The organism is Curtobacterium sp. 320 (genome assembly GCF_031455235.1).
Classification (GTDB): domain Bacteria; phylum Actinomycetota; class Actinomycetes; order Actinomycetales; family Microbacteriaceae; genus Curtobacterium.
Map to the genome: position 1 here is coordinate 306349 of NZ_JAVDSI010000001.1, position 14975 is coordinate 321323.

The 14975-nt window shown below is 71.9% G+C and carries 14 protein-coding genes; 7 read left to right on the forward strand and 7 right to left on the reverse strand.

Annotation, left to right across the window (positions count from 1 at the left end):
• The first annotated feature begins 47 nt into the window (after nt 1-47).
• Nucleotides 48-1526 (forward strand): FGGY family carbohydrate kinase, encoded by a 1479-nt coding sequence (locus J2X60_RS01475; protein ID WP_309886296.1) that lies wholly within the window; start codon nt 48-50, stop codon nt 1524-1526.
• Nucleotides 1527-1609: 83 nt separating this feature from the next.
• On the opposite strand, the gene J2X60_RS01480 is transcribed toward J2X60_RS01475, so the two are convergent.
• The 4 genes from J2X60_RS01480 to J2X60_RS01495 all read right to left on the reverse strand — a co-directional run bounded on the left by J2X60_RS01480 (nt 1610) and on the right by J2X60_RS01495 (nt 6387).
• Nucleotides 1610-2098, reverse strand: coding sequence for a ribose-5-phosphate isomerase (locus tag J2X60_RS01480; RefSeq protein ID WP_309886297.1), 489 nt, complete (start codon nt 2096-2098; stop codon nt 1610-1612).
• The gene (locus J2X60_RS01485) at nt 2095-3837 is read right to left on the reverse strand and encodes a dihydroxyacetone kinase family protein (protein ID WP_309886298.1); all 1743 of its coding nucleotides are present in this window, start codon (nt 3835-3837) and stop codon (nt 2095-2097) included. Before J2X60_RS01485 ends, J2X60_RS01480 begins: the two co-directional genes overlap by 4 nt.
• A gap of 71 nt (nt 3838-3908) precedes the next feature.
• Nucleotides 3909-5222 (reverse strand): MFS transporter, encoded by a 1314-nt coding sequence (locus J2X60_RS01490; protein WP_309886299.1) that lies wholly within the window; start codon nt 5220-5222, stop codon nt 3909-3911.
• A gap of 28 nt (nt 5223-5250) precedes the next feature.
• Nucleotides 5251-6387 (reverse strand): zinc-binding dehydrogenase, encoded by a 1137-nt coding sequence (locus J2X60_RS01495; protein ID WP_309886300.1) that lies wholly within the window; start codon nt 6385-6387, stop codon nt 5251-5253.
• Nucleotides 6388-6492: 105 nt separating this feature from the next.
• On the opposite strand from J2X60_RS01495, the gene J2X60_RS01500 reads away from it, so the two are divergent.
• Entirely contained in the window at nt 6493-7299 is an 807-nt protein-coding gene (locus J2X60_RS01500; protein ID WP_309886301.1) for a GolD/DthD family dehydrogenase, read from the forward strand.
• Nucleotides 7300-7324: 25 nt separating this feature from the next.
• Nucleotides 7325-8287, forward strand: a complete 963-nt coding sequence (locus tag J2X60_RS01505; RefSeq protein ID WP_070418254.1) for a sugar-binding transcriptional regulator — start codon at nt 7325-7327, stop codon at nt 8285-8287.
• A gap of 72 nt (nt 8288-8359) precedes the next feature.
• On the opposite strand, the gene J2X60_RS01510 is transcribed toward J2X60_RS01505, so the two are convergent.
• Nucleotides 8360-8884: a DinB family protein gene (locus J2X60_RS01510; RefSeq protein ID WP_309780133.1), complete on the reverse strand. Its 525-nt coding sequence runs from the start codon at nt 8882-8884 to the stop codon at nt 8360-8362.
• A gap of 196 nt (nt 8885-9080) precedes the next feature.
• Nucleotides 9081-10103 carry a GTP-binding protein gene (locus J2X60_RS01515; protein ID WP_309886302.1) on the reverse strand — a complete coding sequence of 341 codons (1023 nt, stop codon included), beginning with the start codon at nt 10101-10103 and terminating at the stop codon, nt 9081-9083.
• A gap of 61 nt (nt 10104-10164) precedes the next feature.
• Here J2X60_RS01515 and ykgO point away from each other — a divergent pair, with 61 nt between their 5' ends.
• Nucleotides 10165-10287 (forward strand): type B 50S ribosomal protein L36, encoded by a 123-nt coding sequence (gene ykgO / locus J2X60_RS01520; RefSeq protein WP_022905672.1) that lies wholly within the window; start codon nt 10165-10167, stop codon nt 10285-10287.
• A 28-nt stretch (nt 10288-10315) separates the two neighbouring features.
• Nucleotides 10316-10972, forward strand: coding sequence for a histidine phosphatase family protein (locus tag J2X60_RS01525; RefSeq protein WP_309886303.1), 657 nt, complete (start codon nt 10316-10318; stop codon nt 10970-10972).
• A gap of 73 nt (nt 10973-11045) precedes the next feature.
• On the opposite strand, the gene J2X60_RS01530 is transcribed toward J2X60_RS01525, so the two are convergent.
• The gene (locus tag J2X60_RS01530; protein ID WP_309886304.1) at nt 11046-12788 is read right to left on the reverse strand and encodes a glycerol-3-phosphate dehydrogenase/oxidase; all 1743 of its coding nucleotides are present in this window, start codon (nt 12786-12788) and stop codon (nt 11046-11048) included.
• A 180-nt stretch (nt 12789-12968) separates the two neighbouring features.
• On the opposite strand from J2X60_RS01530, the gene J2X60_RS01535 reads away from it, so the two are divergent.
• Together J2X60_RS01535 and J2X60_RS01540 are read left to right on the forward strand one after the other, a co-directional pair.
• Nucleotides 12969-13931: a sugar-binding transcriptional regulator gene (locus tag J2X60_RS01535; RefSeq protein ID WP_022905765.1), complete on the forward strand. Its 963-nt coding sequence runs from the start codon at nt 12969-12971 to the stop codon at nt 13929-13931.
• Nucleotides 13932-13981: 50 nt separating this feature from the next.
• Nucleotides 13982-14968, forward strand: coding sequence for a helix-turn-helix domain-containing protein (locus tag J2X60_RS01540; RefSeq protein ID WP_309886305.1), 987 nt, complete (start codon nt 13982-13984; stop codon nt 14966-14968).
• Nucleotides 14969-14975 lie beyond the last annotated feature (7 nt).

Below are 14975 nucleotides of genomic sequence, written 5' to 3' on the forward strand. Positions count from 1 at the left end.
AGACTCGGGGGCGACCGACGCGGGTCGGCGGCGGCGAAGGAGGCGGCATGCGGGCGGTGCTCGGTCTGGACATCGGGACGTCGAGCACGAAGGCGCTGCTCGCGCGGTTCGACGGCACGGTGATCGCCGAGGTCGGACGACGGCACGAGGTCGACCGGCCGGAGCAGGGGCTCGTCGAGATGGACGCCGCGGTGTGGTGGGACGAGTTCACCGCCCTGACCCGTGAGCTGCTCGAGCGGGTGCCGGACGCCGAGGTCGAGGCCGTCGGCGTGAGCGGCATCGGCCCGTGCGTGCTCCTCACCGACGACGCCGGGGAACCGCTGCGGCCCGCGATCCTGTACGGCGTCGACACCCGGACGGCCGAGATGCTCCCCGCCGTGACGGCCGAGCTCGGCGGCGAGGACGCGGTCCGTTCCCGGTGCGGCTCCGCCCTCAGCACGCAGGCGGCTGGGGTGAAGCTCGCCTGGGTCGCCCGGCACGAACCCGACGTGTGGGCGCGTGCGGCGCGGTTCACGATGCCGTCGTCACGCGTGGTGGAGCTGCTGACGGGGGAGTACGTCCTCGACCACCACTCGGCGAGCCAGTGCACACCGCTCTACGACGTGCACGAGGACACGTGGATCGACGCGTGGTGCGAACGGCTCGCACCGGGGCTCGCCATGCCGCGACTGGTCTGGTCGGGTGACCGGGCCGGCGCCGTGACGGCCGCTGCGGCCGCGGCCACGGGCCTCCCGGTCGGCATCCCCGTGACGGCCGGGACCATCGACGCCTGGGCCGAGGGCGTGAGCGTCGGAGCCGCGGTACCCGGTCGGATGTTCCTGCAGTACGGGACGACGATGTTCATGATCGCGCCGACCGACGAGCCGGTCTCGGTGCCCGGGATGTGGACCACCGTCGGCACCCGTCCGGGGCAGCCGAGCGTCGCCGGTGGGATGGCGACCTCCGGGGCGATCACCGACTGGCTCCGGCGGCTCGTCGACGGCGAGTGGTCGACGATGCTCGAGGAGGCTCGCTGCGCCGGCATCGGTGCGCACGGCCTGCTGATGCTGCCGTACTTCGCGGGGGAGCGGACCCCGATCGCGGACCCGGACGCACGCGGGGTGATCGCGGGCCTCACGGTGCGGCACACCCGCGGTGACCTGTACCGGGCGACGCTCGAGGCGACGGCCTACGCGGTGCGGCACAACGTCGAGGTGCTGCGCGAGGCCGGGGTGGAGGTCCACGAGCTCGTCGGCGCCGGCGGCGGACTGCTCGGACGGCTCTGGCCGACGATCGTCTCGGACGTCACCGGGCTGCCGCAGACGGTCCCGAGCGTGACGATCGGTGCGTGCTACGGGTCGGCGTTCCTCGCAGCCGGGCTCGTCGAGGACGTGGACGTCACCGCGTGGAACCCCCCGGCCGCGCGCATCGATCCCGATCCCGCGGCGACGGCGGCGTACGAGCCGGGCTACCGCGACTACCGCGAGCTGTACGAGGCGACGAAGGCCGTCGTGCACCGGTTGGCCGCGCGCGGTCGCTCGCACTGACGAACCACGAATCCGACATCGAACCAGGCTCGGCGGCAGGTTCGATGTCGGATTCGTGGTTCGGAGCGCCCTACGCGAGCGCCCTACGCGGAAGCGGACGCGTCCACGCCCGCCGGCGCGGAGCCGTCGTACTCGCAGATCGCCTGCACCTTCGACGCGCTCGCGGACGAGCGGTCGAACTCGTAGCCCAACCACTCGCGAGCCATGCGCCGGGCGACCTCGACGCCGACGACCCGCTGGCCCATGCAGAGGACCTGGGCGTCGTTCGACAGGATCGAGCGCTCGACGCTGAACGAGTCGTGCGCCGTGACGGCCCGGATGCCGGGGACCTTGTTCGCGCTGATCGCGACGCCGAGTCCGGTGCCGCAGATCAGGATCGCCCGGTCCGCGTCACCGTTCGCGACGAGCCGTGCGGCGTCGACGGCGACGTGCGGGTAGGCGGTGTGCCCGTCCGCGTCGACCCCCACGTCCACCACGGACTCCACCCGTGGATCGGCGAGCAGGTCGGCCTTGATGATCTCCTTGTAGTCGAACCCTGCGTCGTCCGAACCGACCACGAGACGGTACGTCATGCGTGTGTCCCTTCCTTGTCTGCTGCACGGGTGGCGAGGACCTCGCCGACCCGCGTGAGGATCATCCCCATCGAGGTGGCACCCGCGTCGGGTGTCCCCAGGCTCTTCTCCGCCAGCGGTCGGGCACGCCCGACCTTCGGCTTGAGGTCTGCGGTCGCAGCGGCTTCCGTGACCGCGACCTGCGCGGCAGCCTGCCACGCCTCGGTGAGCGGCGTGCCAGCCTCGACGCCGCTCCGCAGCTCGTCGACGAACGGGAGCAGCGCGTCGAGCAGCGTCTTGTCCCCGCGGGACGCCCCGCCGAGGTGCACGATCGAGTCCGCGAACGCCTGCGCCGCCTCGACGACGTCGGACGTCTCGTACGCGGAACGGTCGTCGCGGAGCGACCGGCCGAACGCCTCGAGCGCCGCACCCCACAGGACCCCGGAGGTGCCGCCCGCGAACTCGGCCCACGCGTCACCGGCGCGTCCGAGGACGAAGGCGACCCCTGCCTCCTGGCCCGCCCGGTCGACCGCCTTGCGGGCCGCACCGATCCCCTTCACCATGCCGCGTCCGTGGTCGCCGTCCCCGGCGACCGCGTCGATGCGGCCGAGCTCCTCCTCGTGCTCCCGCAGGAGCGCGTCGACCGCCTCGATCGCGGCGCGTGCCGTCTGCGCGGCCTGCCTGGAGGCACCACTCGCGTCCGGCACGACCGTCGCCTCGTCCTCGGCTGCGTCCACGGCGTCGGCCGGCACGAGTGCCGCGACCGGCGCCGCCACCTTGCGGTACGCGGGCGTGTACGCGTCGGCCCTCCACAGCGTCTCGAGCTCGTCGTCGAGCCACTGCAGGGTGAGCGAGCAGCCGCCCATGTCGAGGCTCGTGACGAGTTCACCGACCTCGGGCTCGACGACCTCGATCCCGGCGTCCTGCAGGAGCGGGAGCACACGGCCCCAGAGCAGGAAGAGCTCCTCGTACTTGGTGTCGCCGAGACCGTTCAGGATCGGCGCGACCCGGGTGCCGGCGGCGTCCGGGCGGTCCGCGAGCAGCCGCTCGACGAGGAGCGACGCGAGTTCGGTCGCACGGAGGAGCGGGACGTCCTCGATGCCCGGCTCGCCGTGGATGCCGAGCCCGAGGCCGAGGTGGCCCTCGGGGACGGTGAAGAGCGGCTCGGTCGCGCCGGGCATCGTGCAGCCGGAGAACGCGACGCCGATGGTGCGCGTAGCCCGGTTGGATGCGGTGCCGATGCGCTCGACCTCGTCGAGGTCGGCTCCGGCGGCCGCCGCGGCACCCATGGCCTTGAAGACCGAGAAGTCACCGGCGATGCCGCGGCGCTTCGACTCCTCGTCGGCGCTGGCGATGTCGTCGGTGACGACCACGATGCGGGTGTCGATGCCCTCGGCGTTGAGCCGCTCGGCCGCGAGCCCGAAGTTCATCGTGTCGCCGGCGTAGTTGCCGAACGACAGCACGACGCCCTTCCCCTGGTCCGCCGCCTTGGCGACCGAGTAGACCTGCGCCGTGGACGGCGACGTGAAGATGTTGCCGACGACGGCCCCGGTGGCGAACCCCGGCCCGACCACGCCGCAGAACGCGGGGTAGTGGCCGGAACCGCCGCCGACGACGACCGCGACCTGCGGCTCGGCCCCCTCCGTCGGCAGGGCGACGACGCCGCCGTGGACGCCGCGGACCCGGTCGGCGTAGAGGGCGAGCCAGCCCGCGAGCTGGTCCTCGGCGAACTCCTCCGGGTCGTCGTGGATCGTGGTCATGGTGCTTGTCCTTCGCATCGAGTGGGGGTGGTGCACCGGGCGACGGCGGGACGGCCGCCGTCGCCCGGGGTTCAGTGTCCTCGGTCTCCCTGCGGGACCTTGAGGAAGTGGATCATCACGAACGCGCAGGCGTACAGGCCGACGAACGTCCAGGTCACGGCCTGGCCGCCACCGCCCAGGGCGAGGACCGCGGCGACGACGCCCGTGCCGAGGAACGCGGCGCCGCCGGCGGCCGTGGTGTACATCGCCATCGCGGCACCCTTGTGCTCGGGGGCGAGCGCCGGCATGATCGCGCCCATCGGGACGAAGCCCGCGAGCAGGCAGCCGAACACGCAGCCGGCGACGACGGAGAGCACGTAGCCCCAGTCGGACCCGGCGGGGACGAGCTGCGGGACGTACCACCAGGCGATGAGCCCGAGGGCGGACCCGACGATGCCGAACCACTTGACGGTGCGCTGCCAGCCGATCTTGTCGCCGACCCAGCCGAACAGGGCGTTCACGAGGATGTTCGTCGCGTAGACGCACACCGTCATGAGCAGCCACCGGCTCTGGCCCCAGCCGCGCTCGTTCGCGATCACGGCCGGGAGGATGACGAACATGCCGAACTCCGGCGCGGTGTTGATCAGACGGACGAGGAAGCCCATCAGGATCTTCGGTCGCGTGGCCGTCAGGCGGATGCCGCTCGTCAGCACGCGCCAGGCGCTCTCGCCCTCCGGTGCGATGCGGGAGAACCCGTTCGGCAGGCGCACCCCGAACAGCAGGATGAGGAACCCGATCACGACGAGGCCGATCGAGGCGATCATCGCGCCGGTCTCACCCACCGTGCCGCCGCCGAACACCGGGATGGCGCCGATCGCGAACAGCGAGCCGAGCGTGGGCAGGCCGCCGGTGAAGGCGACGTAGAACCAGCCGACGGCCGAGCCGTTGCGCTCCACGGGCGTCGTGATGTTCACCCAGACCAGGAACGCGAAGGCGAACAGCGGGTACCCGAAGCCGCGGATCGCGTAGGCGACGGCGGCGAACGGCACGCTGCCGAGTCCGAGGGCGATGAGGAACAGGACCTCGAACACGACCCAGACGGCGAACCCCAGGATCATCACCCGTCGCGGACCGATCAGGTCGGCGAGTGCGCCGGAGACGTAGCTCCCCACCAGGGCGGCGAGGCTGTAGAACGTGACGATCGTCGCGACCGTGGCCTCGGGGGAGCCGAGGACCGCGACCATGTGCGGCGTGATGAAGTTCGACTCGACGCCGTTGCCGGTCATGAAGACCAGGACGGCGAGGAAGCCGAGGGCGAGCGGGCGGGGGATGCCCATCTTGTCGAGCCGGCCCTCGGTACGGGGCATCGTCGGCGCACCGGTGGTGCGCTGTGTCGTCGTTGACATGCTTGCTGACTCCTGTGGTGGCTGCGGCTCAGGCCTGCAGGGACGGGATGATCGAGACCTTGACGCTCGCGCCCGCGGAGTCGCCGACGAGGTCGAGGGCCTCCTGGAAGCGCTCGAGCGGGAACTGGTGCGTGCAGATCTCCGACATCGGCAGGGTCTCGGCCTCGAGCAGCTTGATCGCCGCCGGCCAGGTGTGCGGGCCGAGGTGGGCACCGCGGACGTCGAGCTCCTTGTCGTCCGAGATGATCGACCAGTCGACGGACACGTTGTCCTTGAAGACCGAGTACTCGACGAACGTGCCGAGCTTGCGGAGCAGGTTGAGTCCCTGCGGGACCGCGGACGGGTGCCCGGTCGCCTCGATGTAGACGTCGGCGCCGTACCCGTCGGTGAGTTCCTTGACCCGGGCGACCGCGTCGTCCTGGGCGATGTTGATCGTGATGTCGGCACCGACCTTGCGGGCGAGTTCGAGCTTGTCCTCGACGACGTCGAGCGCGATGATCCGCAGCGGGTTCTTCTGGCGGGCACCGGCGATCGCGGAGAGCCCGATCGGCCCGGCGCCCGCGATGACCACCGTGTCGCCGAACTTGATGTCGCCCCGCTCGACGGCGTGGAACGCGCACGAGAGCGGCTCGGCGAAGGCGGCTACCTGCCCGGGGAGGGCGCTCGACACCGGGTGGGTCAGGGCCTTCGCCGGCACCAGGACGTACTCGGCCATCGCGCCGTCGTAGCCCTTGAAGCCGAACATGTCGTGCACGTTGCACATCCAGTACGCGCCCTCGAGGCAGTAGCGGCACTCCCAGCACGGCACGATCTGCTCGCAGGCGATCCGGTCGCCCACGGACACCCCGCGCTTGGCGAGGGCAGCGTCGTCACCGGCGACGATCGTGCCGACGAACTCGTGGCCGGGGATCCGGTCGGTGTCGGCCCAGGCGGGGCGGTTCTCGTCGCCCCAGAACTTCGCGGCGCCGTGGTAGCACTTCAGGTCGCTCGCGCAGATGCCGACGGCGTCGGTGCGGAGCAGGAGTTCGCCGGGTCCGGGGGTCGGCACGGGGCGGGTCTCGAGGCGGTAGTCCTCTGGGCCGTGGACCACGACGGCGCGCATCGTGGTCGGGATCTCGGTGGGCGTCGCGGCCGTGGTGGTCGCGTTCTCGGTCGTCGTCGACATGAGCTGCTCCTTCGTCGGGGTGCTTCGGCGACGACTGTACACCTCACGGAACGTTTGTCCAGAACACAATTTCTGGTACGGTCGGCGCAACGCAAGGGAGCGAACATGACCACCGACTTCGCCGCAGCCCTCCGACCGGGCCCGGACACGATCGACCTGACGAACGACTTCAGCGGCCGCACGGCGGTGGTCACGGGCGGGGCGTCCGGCATCGGCAACGCGATCTCCGTGGCCCTCGCGTCCCGCGGCGCCCGGGTCGCCATCGTCGACGTGCGGGCGGACGGCGCAGCAGCCGCCGCGGCAGCGCTGCCGACCGCCGGCGCACCGGCCCACCTCGGCCTCGGCTGCGACGTCACGGACGAGACGTCGGTGGCCCGCGCGGTCGCCGCCGTCACCGGTGCCGCCGGCAGGATCGACGTCCTCGTGAACTGCGCCGGCGTCGCGCTGCTCGCCCCCGCCGAGGACCTCGACCCCGGCGCCTGGGCCACGACCATCGACGTCAACCTCACCGGCACCCACCGTGTCGCCCAGGCCGTCGGGCGGCACATGCTCGCCGCCGGGTACGGCCGGATCGTGAACATCGCCTCGCAGGCAGCGCACGTCGGCATCGACGGCCACGCGGCGTACTGCGCGTCGAAGGCCGGCGTCATCGGGCTCACCCGCGTGCTCGCGCTCGAGTGGGGCGGACGGGGCGTCACCGTCAACACCGTGTCACCGACGGTCGTGCTGACCGACCTCGGCCGCGGGGCGTGGGCGAACGAGAAGGGCCTGCGCCACCAGGACGAGATCCCCAGCGGACGGTTCGCGACACCCGACGAGATCGCCGCCGCCGTCCTGTTCCTCGCCGGGGAGTCGAGCGCCATGGTGAACGGCGCCGACCTCCGCGTGGACGGCGGGTTCACGATCCGCTGACGCGTGCCAGGGCTACGATCGCCCCATGTCCGCCGAGAACCCCGCCGCCGAGGGTGCCCGGACCCGCTTCCCGCTCGACACCGTCTACCAGGCCGCGCGGATGTACTACCTCGAGGACGCCACCCAGGTCGAGATCGCCTCGCGCCTCGGGGTGTCCCGTCCGACGGTCAGCCGGCTCGTCGCCGAGGCGCGGAAGGCCGGCCTGGTCCGGATCGAGGTCGTCGACCCGTTCCAGGACGAGACCGTCGCGCTCGCCGAACGGCTGCAGGTGGTGCTCGGACTCCGTGCCGTCCACCTCGCCGCGGTGACGCACACCGCCACGCTCGGCGCCGACCTCGCCGCCCCGCTCGCCGCCGCGGTCGAGGGGATGGGGCTCGTGCCGGGTGACGCCGTGCTCATGTCGTCGGGTCGGACGGTGTACGACGTCGCGCACGCCGGCATGCCGCAGCTGCCGGGCGTGCAGCTCGTCCCGACGGTCGGCGGGCAGGCCGACCCGATGCCGTGGTTCCAGACGAACGAGATCACCCGCGCCGCCGCCGAGCACTCCGGCGCGATCCCGGCGTTCCTGTTCGCGCAGGCCCTGCCGTCACCGGCGATGCGGTCCTCGCTCGACGAGGACCCCGCGTTCCAGCACGTCGTCGGCCTGTGGGGTCGGGCGAAGGGCGCCATCCTCGGCATCGGCGCGCCGACCCCGACCCGGGACGCACTCGCGCGGGGCGTCCCGGTCGAGGACGCCGTCTTCGACCAGGCGGCGGGTGACGTCTGCCTCAACTTCTACGCCGCGGACGGCTCGGCGATCGAGTTCCCGGGCAGCGACCGGATGGTGCGCACCTCCCGCGAGGTCCTCTCCGCCGTCCCGCACGCGATCGGCGTCGCGGTCGGTGCCGCGAAGGTGTCGAGCATCGTCGGGGCCGTCCGCGGGCGTCTCGTCAACGAGTTGGTCACCGACGCGGCCACGGCGCGCGCCCTGCTGGACGCGCTCGCCTGAGCGGTTCCCACCTGTGGGCCCGGAGGCGCGGTGCCAGCCCGCACCGCGCCTCCAGGCCCACAGGTGGTGCGTCTACTGCGTGCGCCGCACGTCCCACAGATGGTGCACCGGGTCGTGCGCGTAGTAGGTGGCGAGCGTGGCGACGGTGAACGCGCTGCCGTCCGACCGGAGGCCGGTGCGTCCCAGCTGGTCCTCCCGGACGTCGTCGAATGCCCGGGCAGCACGGTGCGCGGCCTCGCCGAGCTCCCGCACGACGGTGGCGGGGTCCTGCTCGCCGTAGCGGTCCTCGACAGCCGTGGCGTCCTGGTCCCAGTTCGGGAAGGTCGGGGCGTCCTCGGTGAGCATGAGCGTCAACCGCTCCGCCATCTTCCGGTGGACGTCACGCACGTGCGCGGCGTACTCGAGCGGTGACCAGGTGTGGTCGTCGGGGCGGTCACGCACGTCCGCACGGTCGAGGACCGCCGGCCACGCCGAGGTGTTCGCGTCGATGATCCCCGGGACGTCGCGGATCGTGACCGTGCTGCCGTCGTAGCCGCACTCGGGGCACGCGGACTCGATGACCCACGTCCAGTTCTTCGTCTCGGGTTCGATCGCCATGACTGGATCGTACGGCCTGGTCGCGGTCCGTCTTGATCCGCGTCCCCGCGTCCGTCGACGCGGAACGACGAGGTCGATGTCGTACGACGTCGACCTCGTCGTTCGTTGCACGCGCCGGTCGTTGCACGGAGGTGGGAACGACATCGCGGTCGTCGTACGACGTCGAGGATGTCGTTCGGGGTCGGACGCAGCGGCGTCACTCGTGCCGGTGCTCCTCCGACGGGTCGAGCGCCGGCCACACCGGGAACGGGTCGGCCCACGTGCGCCACACCTCCGGCCCCGCGAGCAGCTCGTCCGGCGTGAGGAGCGCCCCGTCCAGCGCCCGCTCGATCGCCGGCACGTCCAACCGCTCGCCGACGAACCAGAGCGCCTGACCGATCGGCGCGTCCGCGTCCCACGACGGGTTCGCCGTCGGGTCGAGCGCCAGCATCGCCCCGAAGCTCGACCACGACCCGACGTGGTCCGGCCGGGAGGCGAGCCGGAAGAACCCCCGGGACCGCAGCACCCGGCCGTTCCGCCCCGCGGCCAGCTCCCGCTCGATCACCGACGCCAGGCGGCCGGGGTGGAAGGGCAGCGGCTCCCGGTAGCGCAGCGCGACCAGGCCGTCCCGCGGGTCCCGTCCGACCGAGCCCGAGAGCGCCCGCATCCATCCCGCTCCCTGGGCGAGGACCCGCGCCGCCCCGCCGTTCGACGCGGGCAGGTCGGCCGCGCTCCGGATCGACGAGAGCGCCACGACGACCGCCTGCGGGGCCAACCGGTGGAGCAGCGCGAGCAGACCGCGGCGGCGCTCCAGCGGCACCGGGCCGACCCGGTCGAGGACGATCACCGTGGCGTACTCGACGAGCGACGCCACGCGGTCGGCCGCGACGAACGCGTCGTCGACCTCGGACCAGAGCAGGTGCGCCACGTCGTCGGCGCGCAGCACGCTCACCACGTGGCGGAGCACCCGGTCGTCGCCCGTCTCCGCGCGCGCGGCGTTGGCGAGCATCATCCCCACCGCCCGGGTGTCGGCGCCCGGCGGGAGCGTGACGACGAGTCCGTGGTCGGCATCCGGCCCGCAGACCCGGTCGAGGTGCTCGGCGCGGTCGGCGACGGCCCGGACCGCGGCGACGGCGTTCGCGGGCGCGTGCATCCGGTGACCGGTCGTGAGCCGGACGGCCACGCGGTCGGCGTCGACGTCGTGCAGGGCGGAGACGAGGGTGATGGCGGCGGGACGCATGTCGGCTAATGTACATGATCATCGTTCTCAACAATGAGGACACTGACGCAGGAGGTCGCTCGTGAAGGTCCGCAACTCGCTCAAGGCGCTCAAGAAGATCCCGGGGTCGCAGGTGGTCCGCCGCCGCGGCCGTGTCTACGTCATCAACAAGCAGAACCCCCGGTGGAACACCCGGCAGGGGTGACGTCACCGGCGTTCCGTAGGGTGGCTCCATGCGACTGCTGCTCATCCGCCACGGCCAGACCCCAGCGAACGTGAACGGCGTGCTCGACGCCGTCGTCCCCGGACCGGGCCTGACCGAACTCGGGCAGCAGCAGGCCGATGCCCTGCCGGCAGCGCTCGCCGACCGGGGGATCGAGCGGCTGTTCGTCTCGACGATGGTCCGCACGCAGATCACCGCGGCGCCCCTCGCCACGTCGCTCGGCCTCGAGCCGGTTGTGCTGCCGGGCCTCCGCGAGATCGAGGCCGGCGACACCCAGGGCAAGCGCGACCAGGTGTCCGTGCAGACGTACATCTCGACCGTGCACGGCTGGTCGCTCGGGGACCGCACCACCCGGATGCCCGGAGCCGAGAGCGGGACCGAGTTCTTCGCGCGCTACGACGACGCGGTCCGGCAGATCCTCGAGACCGGTGTCGACGTGGCGGCCGCGGTCAGCCACGGAGCCGCCATCCGGACGTGGGCGAGTGCCGCGGCCCACAACACGCCGGACCACTTCGGCACGAAGCGCCACCTCGAGAACACCGGGATCGTCGAGCTCGAGGGGTCGTTCGACGACGGCTGGCGCCTCGTCGACTGGGAGGGCGAGCCCGTCGGCGGCGAGCAGCTCATCGACCGGACGGCGCAGGACCCGACCGGCGAGCGGTTCTGACGCGACCAGCAGACAGACGGGAGGCGCGGTGCCAGCTGGCACCGCGCCTCCCGTCCGTGGTCGGTCGCGCGGACTACGCGAGCTGCGAGGCGGACGTCAGCGGCACGATCACCCGGTGCGCTTCGCGCAGGACGTCGAGCGTCTGCTGGACCTCGTCCGCACGCTCCTCGGGCGTCCAGCCGAGCGACCCGGCGAGCACGTCGGCCAGCTCGTCGAGCAGGTCGATCGTGACGCCGCCCACGAACGCGAGGTTCGTGCGGCGCAGCACCACGTCGACCAGGTGCACGGCCTGCTCGTGCTCCGCGAAGTACGCGACCTCGGCGCGGGTCAGCGCCGGGTCCGACTCGAGGGGCTCGACCGGTCCGTCGACCAGGACGTCGACGACCTCGGCGGCACGGGTGCCGTAGCGCTCGAGCAGTCCCTCGACGACGGATGCGTCGAGACCGTCGCGGTGCGATTTGATCCAGAGGGCGCGCTGGGCGTCCGTGGTCGGGAAGTCCTTGCCGCCGCCGATCGCCATGCCGGTCGTGTCGACCGTCCGGGTGATGCCGAGCTTCGTCGTGACGTCGGTGGAGAGGTGCGCGGCGAGGGCGCGGAACGTGGTCCACTTGCCGCCGACGAGCGACAGCACCGTGGTCCGCGGCAGCCCGGCGATCGGGGTGTCCACGATCCGGTAGTCACGCGAGACGAAGCCGGGGGCGGTGTCCTCGTGCCGGGGGAGCGGGCGGATGCCGGAGTAGCTGTAGACGATGTGGTCGCGGGTGAGCGCGATCTGCGGGAAGACGTGCGCCACCAGGCCGAAGAAGTAGTCGATCTCCTCGTCGGTGGTGGTGACGGGCTTCGCCGGGTCGGCGTCGATGTCCGTCGTGCCGATGAGCACCCGGCCCTTGAGCGGGTAGATGAGCACGATGCGGCCGTCGTTGTTCTCGAAGAACAGCTCGCGGCCCTTCGTCGCCTCGAGCAGCTCGGGGTTGTCGACGACGATGTGGGAGCCCTTCGTGCCGCCCATGAACTTCGTCTCGCCGCCGAACGCCTGGTTCGTGAGGTCGGTCCAGGGGCCGGACGCGTTCACGACGACGTCCGCCGTGAAGACGAACTCCTCGCCGGTCTCACGGTCGCGGAGCAGGACGCCACCGTCGCGGGTCCCGGCGGCCTCGACGTAGTTCACCGCACGGGCGGTCGACGCCGCGCCCTCGCCCGTCCCCGCGGCGAGGCCGTCCTTGAGCACGTCGAGCGCCAGGCGCTCCGGCTCGTGCACCGAGGCGTCGTAGTACGTGCCCGTGTACTTGAGGTCCTTGTTGAGCGCCGGCATGTCCGCGAGTGCGGCCTTCTTCGTGAGGAAGCGGTGCTTCGGGACCGAACCGCCGTCGCGCGAGAAGGAGTCGTAGATCGTCATGCCGATCTTGATGAGCGCGGCACCGCGCTCCTTCGTCGAGCGCTGCTTGTGCGTGAGCATCCGCAGCGGGGCGTTCATGATGCCCGAGAACGTCGAGAAGATCGGCATCGTGGTCTGCAGCGGCTTGACGTAGTGCGGGGCGATGCGGATGAGGCCGTTGCGCTCCTGCACGCTCTCGCGGACGAGGCGGAACTCGCCGTTCTCGAGGTACCGGATGCCGCCGTGGATCATGTGGCTCGACGCGGCGGACGCGCCCGAGGCGTAGTCGCCGCGCTCGACGAGGGCCACGTCGACCCCCTGCAGGGCGAGGTCGCGGAAGGTGGCGATGCCGTTGATGCCGCCACCGACCACGAGGACCTGTGCATTCGGGCGCTCCGTGAGCGCGTTCACCGTGTTCCGGGGCTGCGTCTTCTTCGACATTGCTGCGTCGCTTCCTTCGTGGGTTCCGTGGTGGTTCGACATCGATCGTGCGCCTCCGTGAGAAGGCGGGCAACTCGCGTGCACGAACGTGCAGCACACGTGTCCGGCCGGGCCGATCGAGGGTCGGGAGGCGCGACAGGGGTTGCAGAGGCCGTGCACGTCCGTGCATGCTCGGTTCCCATGAGTGACGCAGCGCAGCCCATGCGCACGCAGCAGGCGCTGCGCGCCGCGCATCTGTACTACCTGCAGGACCTGACGATGGACGCGATCGCCGACGAACTCGGCACCTCGCGGTCGTCGGTCTCCCGCCTGCTGAAGTACGCGCGGGACACCGGACTCGTCGACATCCAGATCCGCTCGCCCCTCGACCAGGCCGCGGCGCTCAGCCGGAGCATCCGATCCCGCTTCGGGGTGCACGCGCACGTCGTGCCGGTGCCGGACCACACGAGTGACGTCGACCGACTCGAACGCGTCGCCCTGTCCGCTGCGCGCATCCTGACGCAGTACGTCGAGTCGAACATGGTGATCGGGATCTCGTGGGGCTCGACCGTCAGCGCGGTGAGCCGTTACCTCGTGCCGAAGACCACGCACGGCTCCACGGTGGTGCAGATCAACGGCGCCGCGAACACCCGGACGACGGGCATCGTCTACGCGTCCGAGATCTTGCGGCGGTTCGGCGAGGCGTACGGCGCGTTCGTGCAGCAGTTCCCGGTCCCGGCGTTCTTCGACGACCCGGCCACGAAGCAGGCGCTCTTCCGGGAGCGTTCGATCCGCCGGGTGCTCGACCTGCACGAGCGCATGGACCTCGTCGTGTTCGGTGTCGGAGCGCCCCAGGCCCCGGTCCCCTCGCACGTGTACTCCGGCGGGTACCTCGACCCGTCCGACCGCGACGAGCTGACCAAGGCCCAGGTCGTCGGTGACGTCTCGACGGTGTTCTACCGCGCGGACGGCTCGTGGAAGGACATCGGGGTGAACGCCCGCGCCGGGGCTCCGGACCTCGACACGATCAAGCGTGCGCCGCGCCGGGTCTGCGTCGTGGCAGGACGCTCGAAGGCCGCGTCGCTGAAGGGCGCCCTCGCCGCCGGGTTGATCACCGACCTCATCCTCGACGAGAGCGTCGGGCAGGCGATCCTGCAGCCCTGACCCCGGGGGCGCGGTCCGGTTTGTCGGTGGTGCCCCGTAGGTTCTCGACCATGGTTGCCACGATGGACACCCGCCACTCCGGTGACGCCTGCAGCGTCGGGGACACGCGGTACTCGCGGCGGATCGCCGGCACCGACGTCGACCAGGCGCTCGCCTTCTTCACCGGGGACTACGACTTCCGCTCGCCCGCGGTCCGACGGACCCACCGCGACACCCGCTGGGACTTCGCCGGAGTGGGCGACGAGCTGTTGTCACTCCGGTCCTCGCGCTTCCTGGTCGACCTGCGGAGCGACAGCCGTGTCGACGACGCGTTCCTGGTCGCCTGGATGCGCAGCGGGTCGAGCACGATCACGTACGGCGGGAGCTCCCACGAGCTCGAACCGGGCGTCCCGGTCGTGCTGCCCTTCGCCGACACGTACGAACTGCACCACCGCGACATCGGCCTCAACCTGGTGCACCTCGACGCCGCGTTCGTGCGCTCGATCGTCGGCGAGGACGACTTCGCCTTCGAAGCGCTCCGCCGACCGACCGCCGACGGCATGCGGGCGTGGCAGTCGGTGGTTCGGGCGCACTCGTCGACCTGGCTGGACGTCGGGCACGAGCTCAGTGCGGTGACGCAGCGTGACATCGCCGAGGCGTTCGCGAAAGCGGCGGTCGCGGCCTTCCCCGAGCGGAGCCGCTGGCGCACGACGGTCACCGGCAGCGGGCCCGAGCACGAGCGGGTCCGCCGTGCGCTCGAGTACGTCCACGAGCACGCGCGCGACGCGATCGGGACGCCGGAGATCGCCGCGGCGGCGGGGCTCAGCCCGCGTGGTCTGCAGCAGTCCCTCCGCCGGCACCTCGACCAGACGCCGGGCGACCTGCTCCGCAGCGTCCGGCTCGACGGTGCCCGTGCCGACCTGCTTCGTGGCGATCGCGACGACACCTCGGTGGCCGACATCGCCCGGGCGTGGGGCTTCGGGCACCTCGGGCGCTTCTCGGCCACGTACCGGGCGCGGTTCGGGGAACTGCCGAGCGAGTCCCTCCGCGCTCGGTAGCGTGGCG

Bases quoted from the DNA above. Each gene is read 5' to 3' on its own strand.
- J2X60_RS01510 (WP_309780133.1), bottom strand. From the start codon at position 8,884: ATGGCGATCGAACCCGAGACGAAGAACTGGACGTGGGTCATCGAGTCC.
- J2X60_RS01530 (WP_309886304.1), bottom strand. From the start codon at position 12,788: ATGTCGAAGAAGACGCAGCCCCGGAACACGGTGAACGCGCTCACGGAG.
- J2X60_RS01495 (WP_309886300.1), bottom strand. From the start codon at position 6,387: ATGTCGACGACGACCGAGAACGCGACCACCACGGCCGCGACGCCCACC.
- J2X60_RS01490 (WP_309886299.1), bottom strand. From the start codon at position 5,222: ATGTCAACGACGACACAGCGCACCACCGGTGCGCCGACGATGCCCCGT.
- J2X60_RS01535 (WP_022905765.1), top strand. From the start codon at position 12,969: ATGAGTGACGCAGCGCAGCCCATGCGCACGCAGCAGGCGCTGCGCGCC.
- J2X60_RS01525 (WP_309886303.1), top strand. From the start codon at position 10,316: ATGCGACTGCTGCTCATCCGCCACGGCCAGACCCCAGCGAACGTGAAC.
- J2X60_RS01500 (WP_309886301.1), top strand. From the start codon at position 6,493: ATGACCACCGACTTCGCCGCAGCCCTCCGACCGGGCCCGGACACGATC.
- J2X60_RS01485 (WP_309886298.1), bottom strand. From the start codon at position 3,837: ATGACCACGATCCACGACGACCCGGAGGAGTTCGCCGAGGACCAGCTC.
- J2X60_RS01540 (WP_309886305.1), top strand. From the start codon at position 13,982: ATGGTTGCCACGATGGACACCCGCCACTCCGGTGACGCCTGCAGCGTC.
- J2X60_RS01480 (WP_309886297.1), bottom strand. From the start codon at position 2,098: ATGACGTACCGTCTCGTGGTCGGTTCGGACGACGCAGGGTTCGACTAC.
- J2X60_RS01515 (WP_309886302.1), bottom strand. From the start codon at position 10,103: ATGCGTCCCGCCGCCATCACCCTCGTCTCCGCCCTGCACGACGTCGAC.
- J2X60_RS01505 (WP_070418254.1), top strand. From the start codon at position 7,325: ATGTCCGCCGAGAACCCCGCCGCCGAGGGTGCCCGGACCCGCTTCCCG.
- J2X60_RS01475 (WP_309886296.1), top strand. From the start codon at position 48: ATGCGGGCGGTGCTCGGTCTGGACATCGGGACGTCGAGCACGAAGGCG.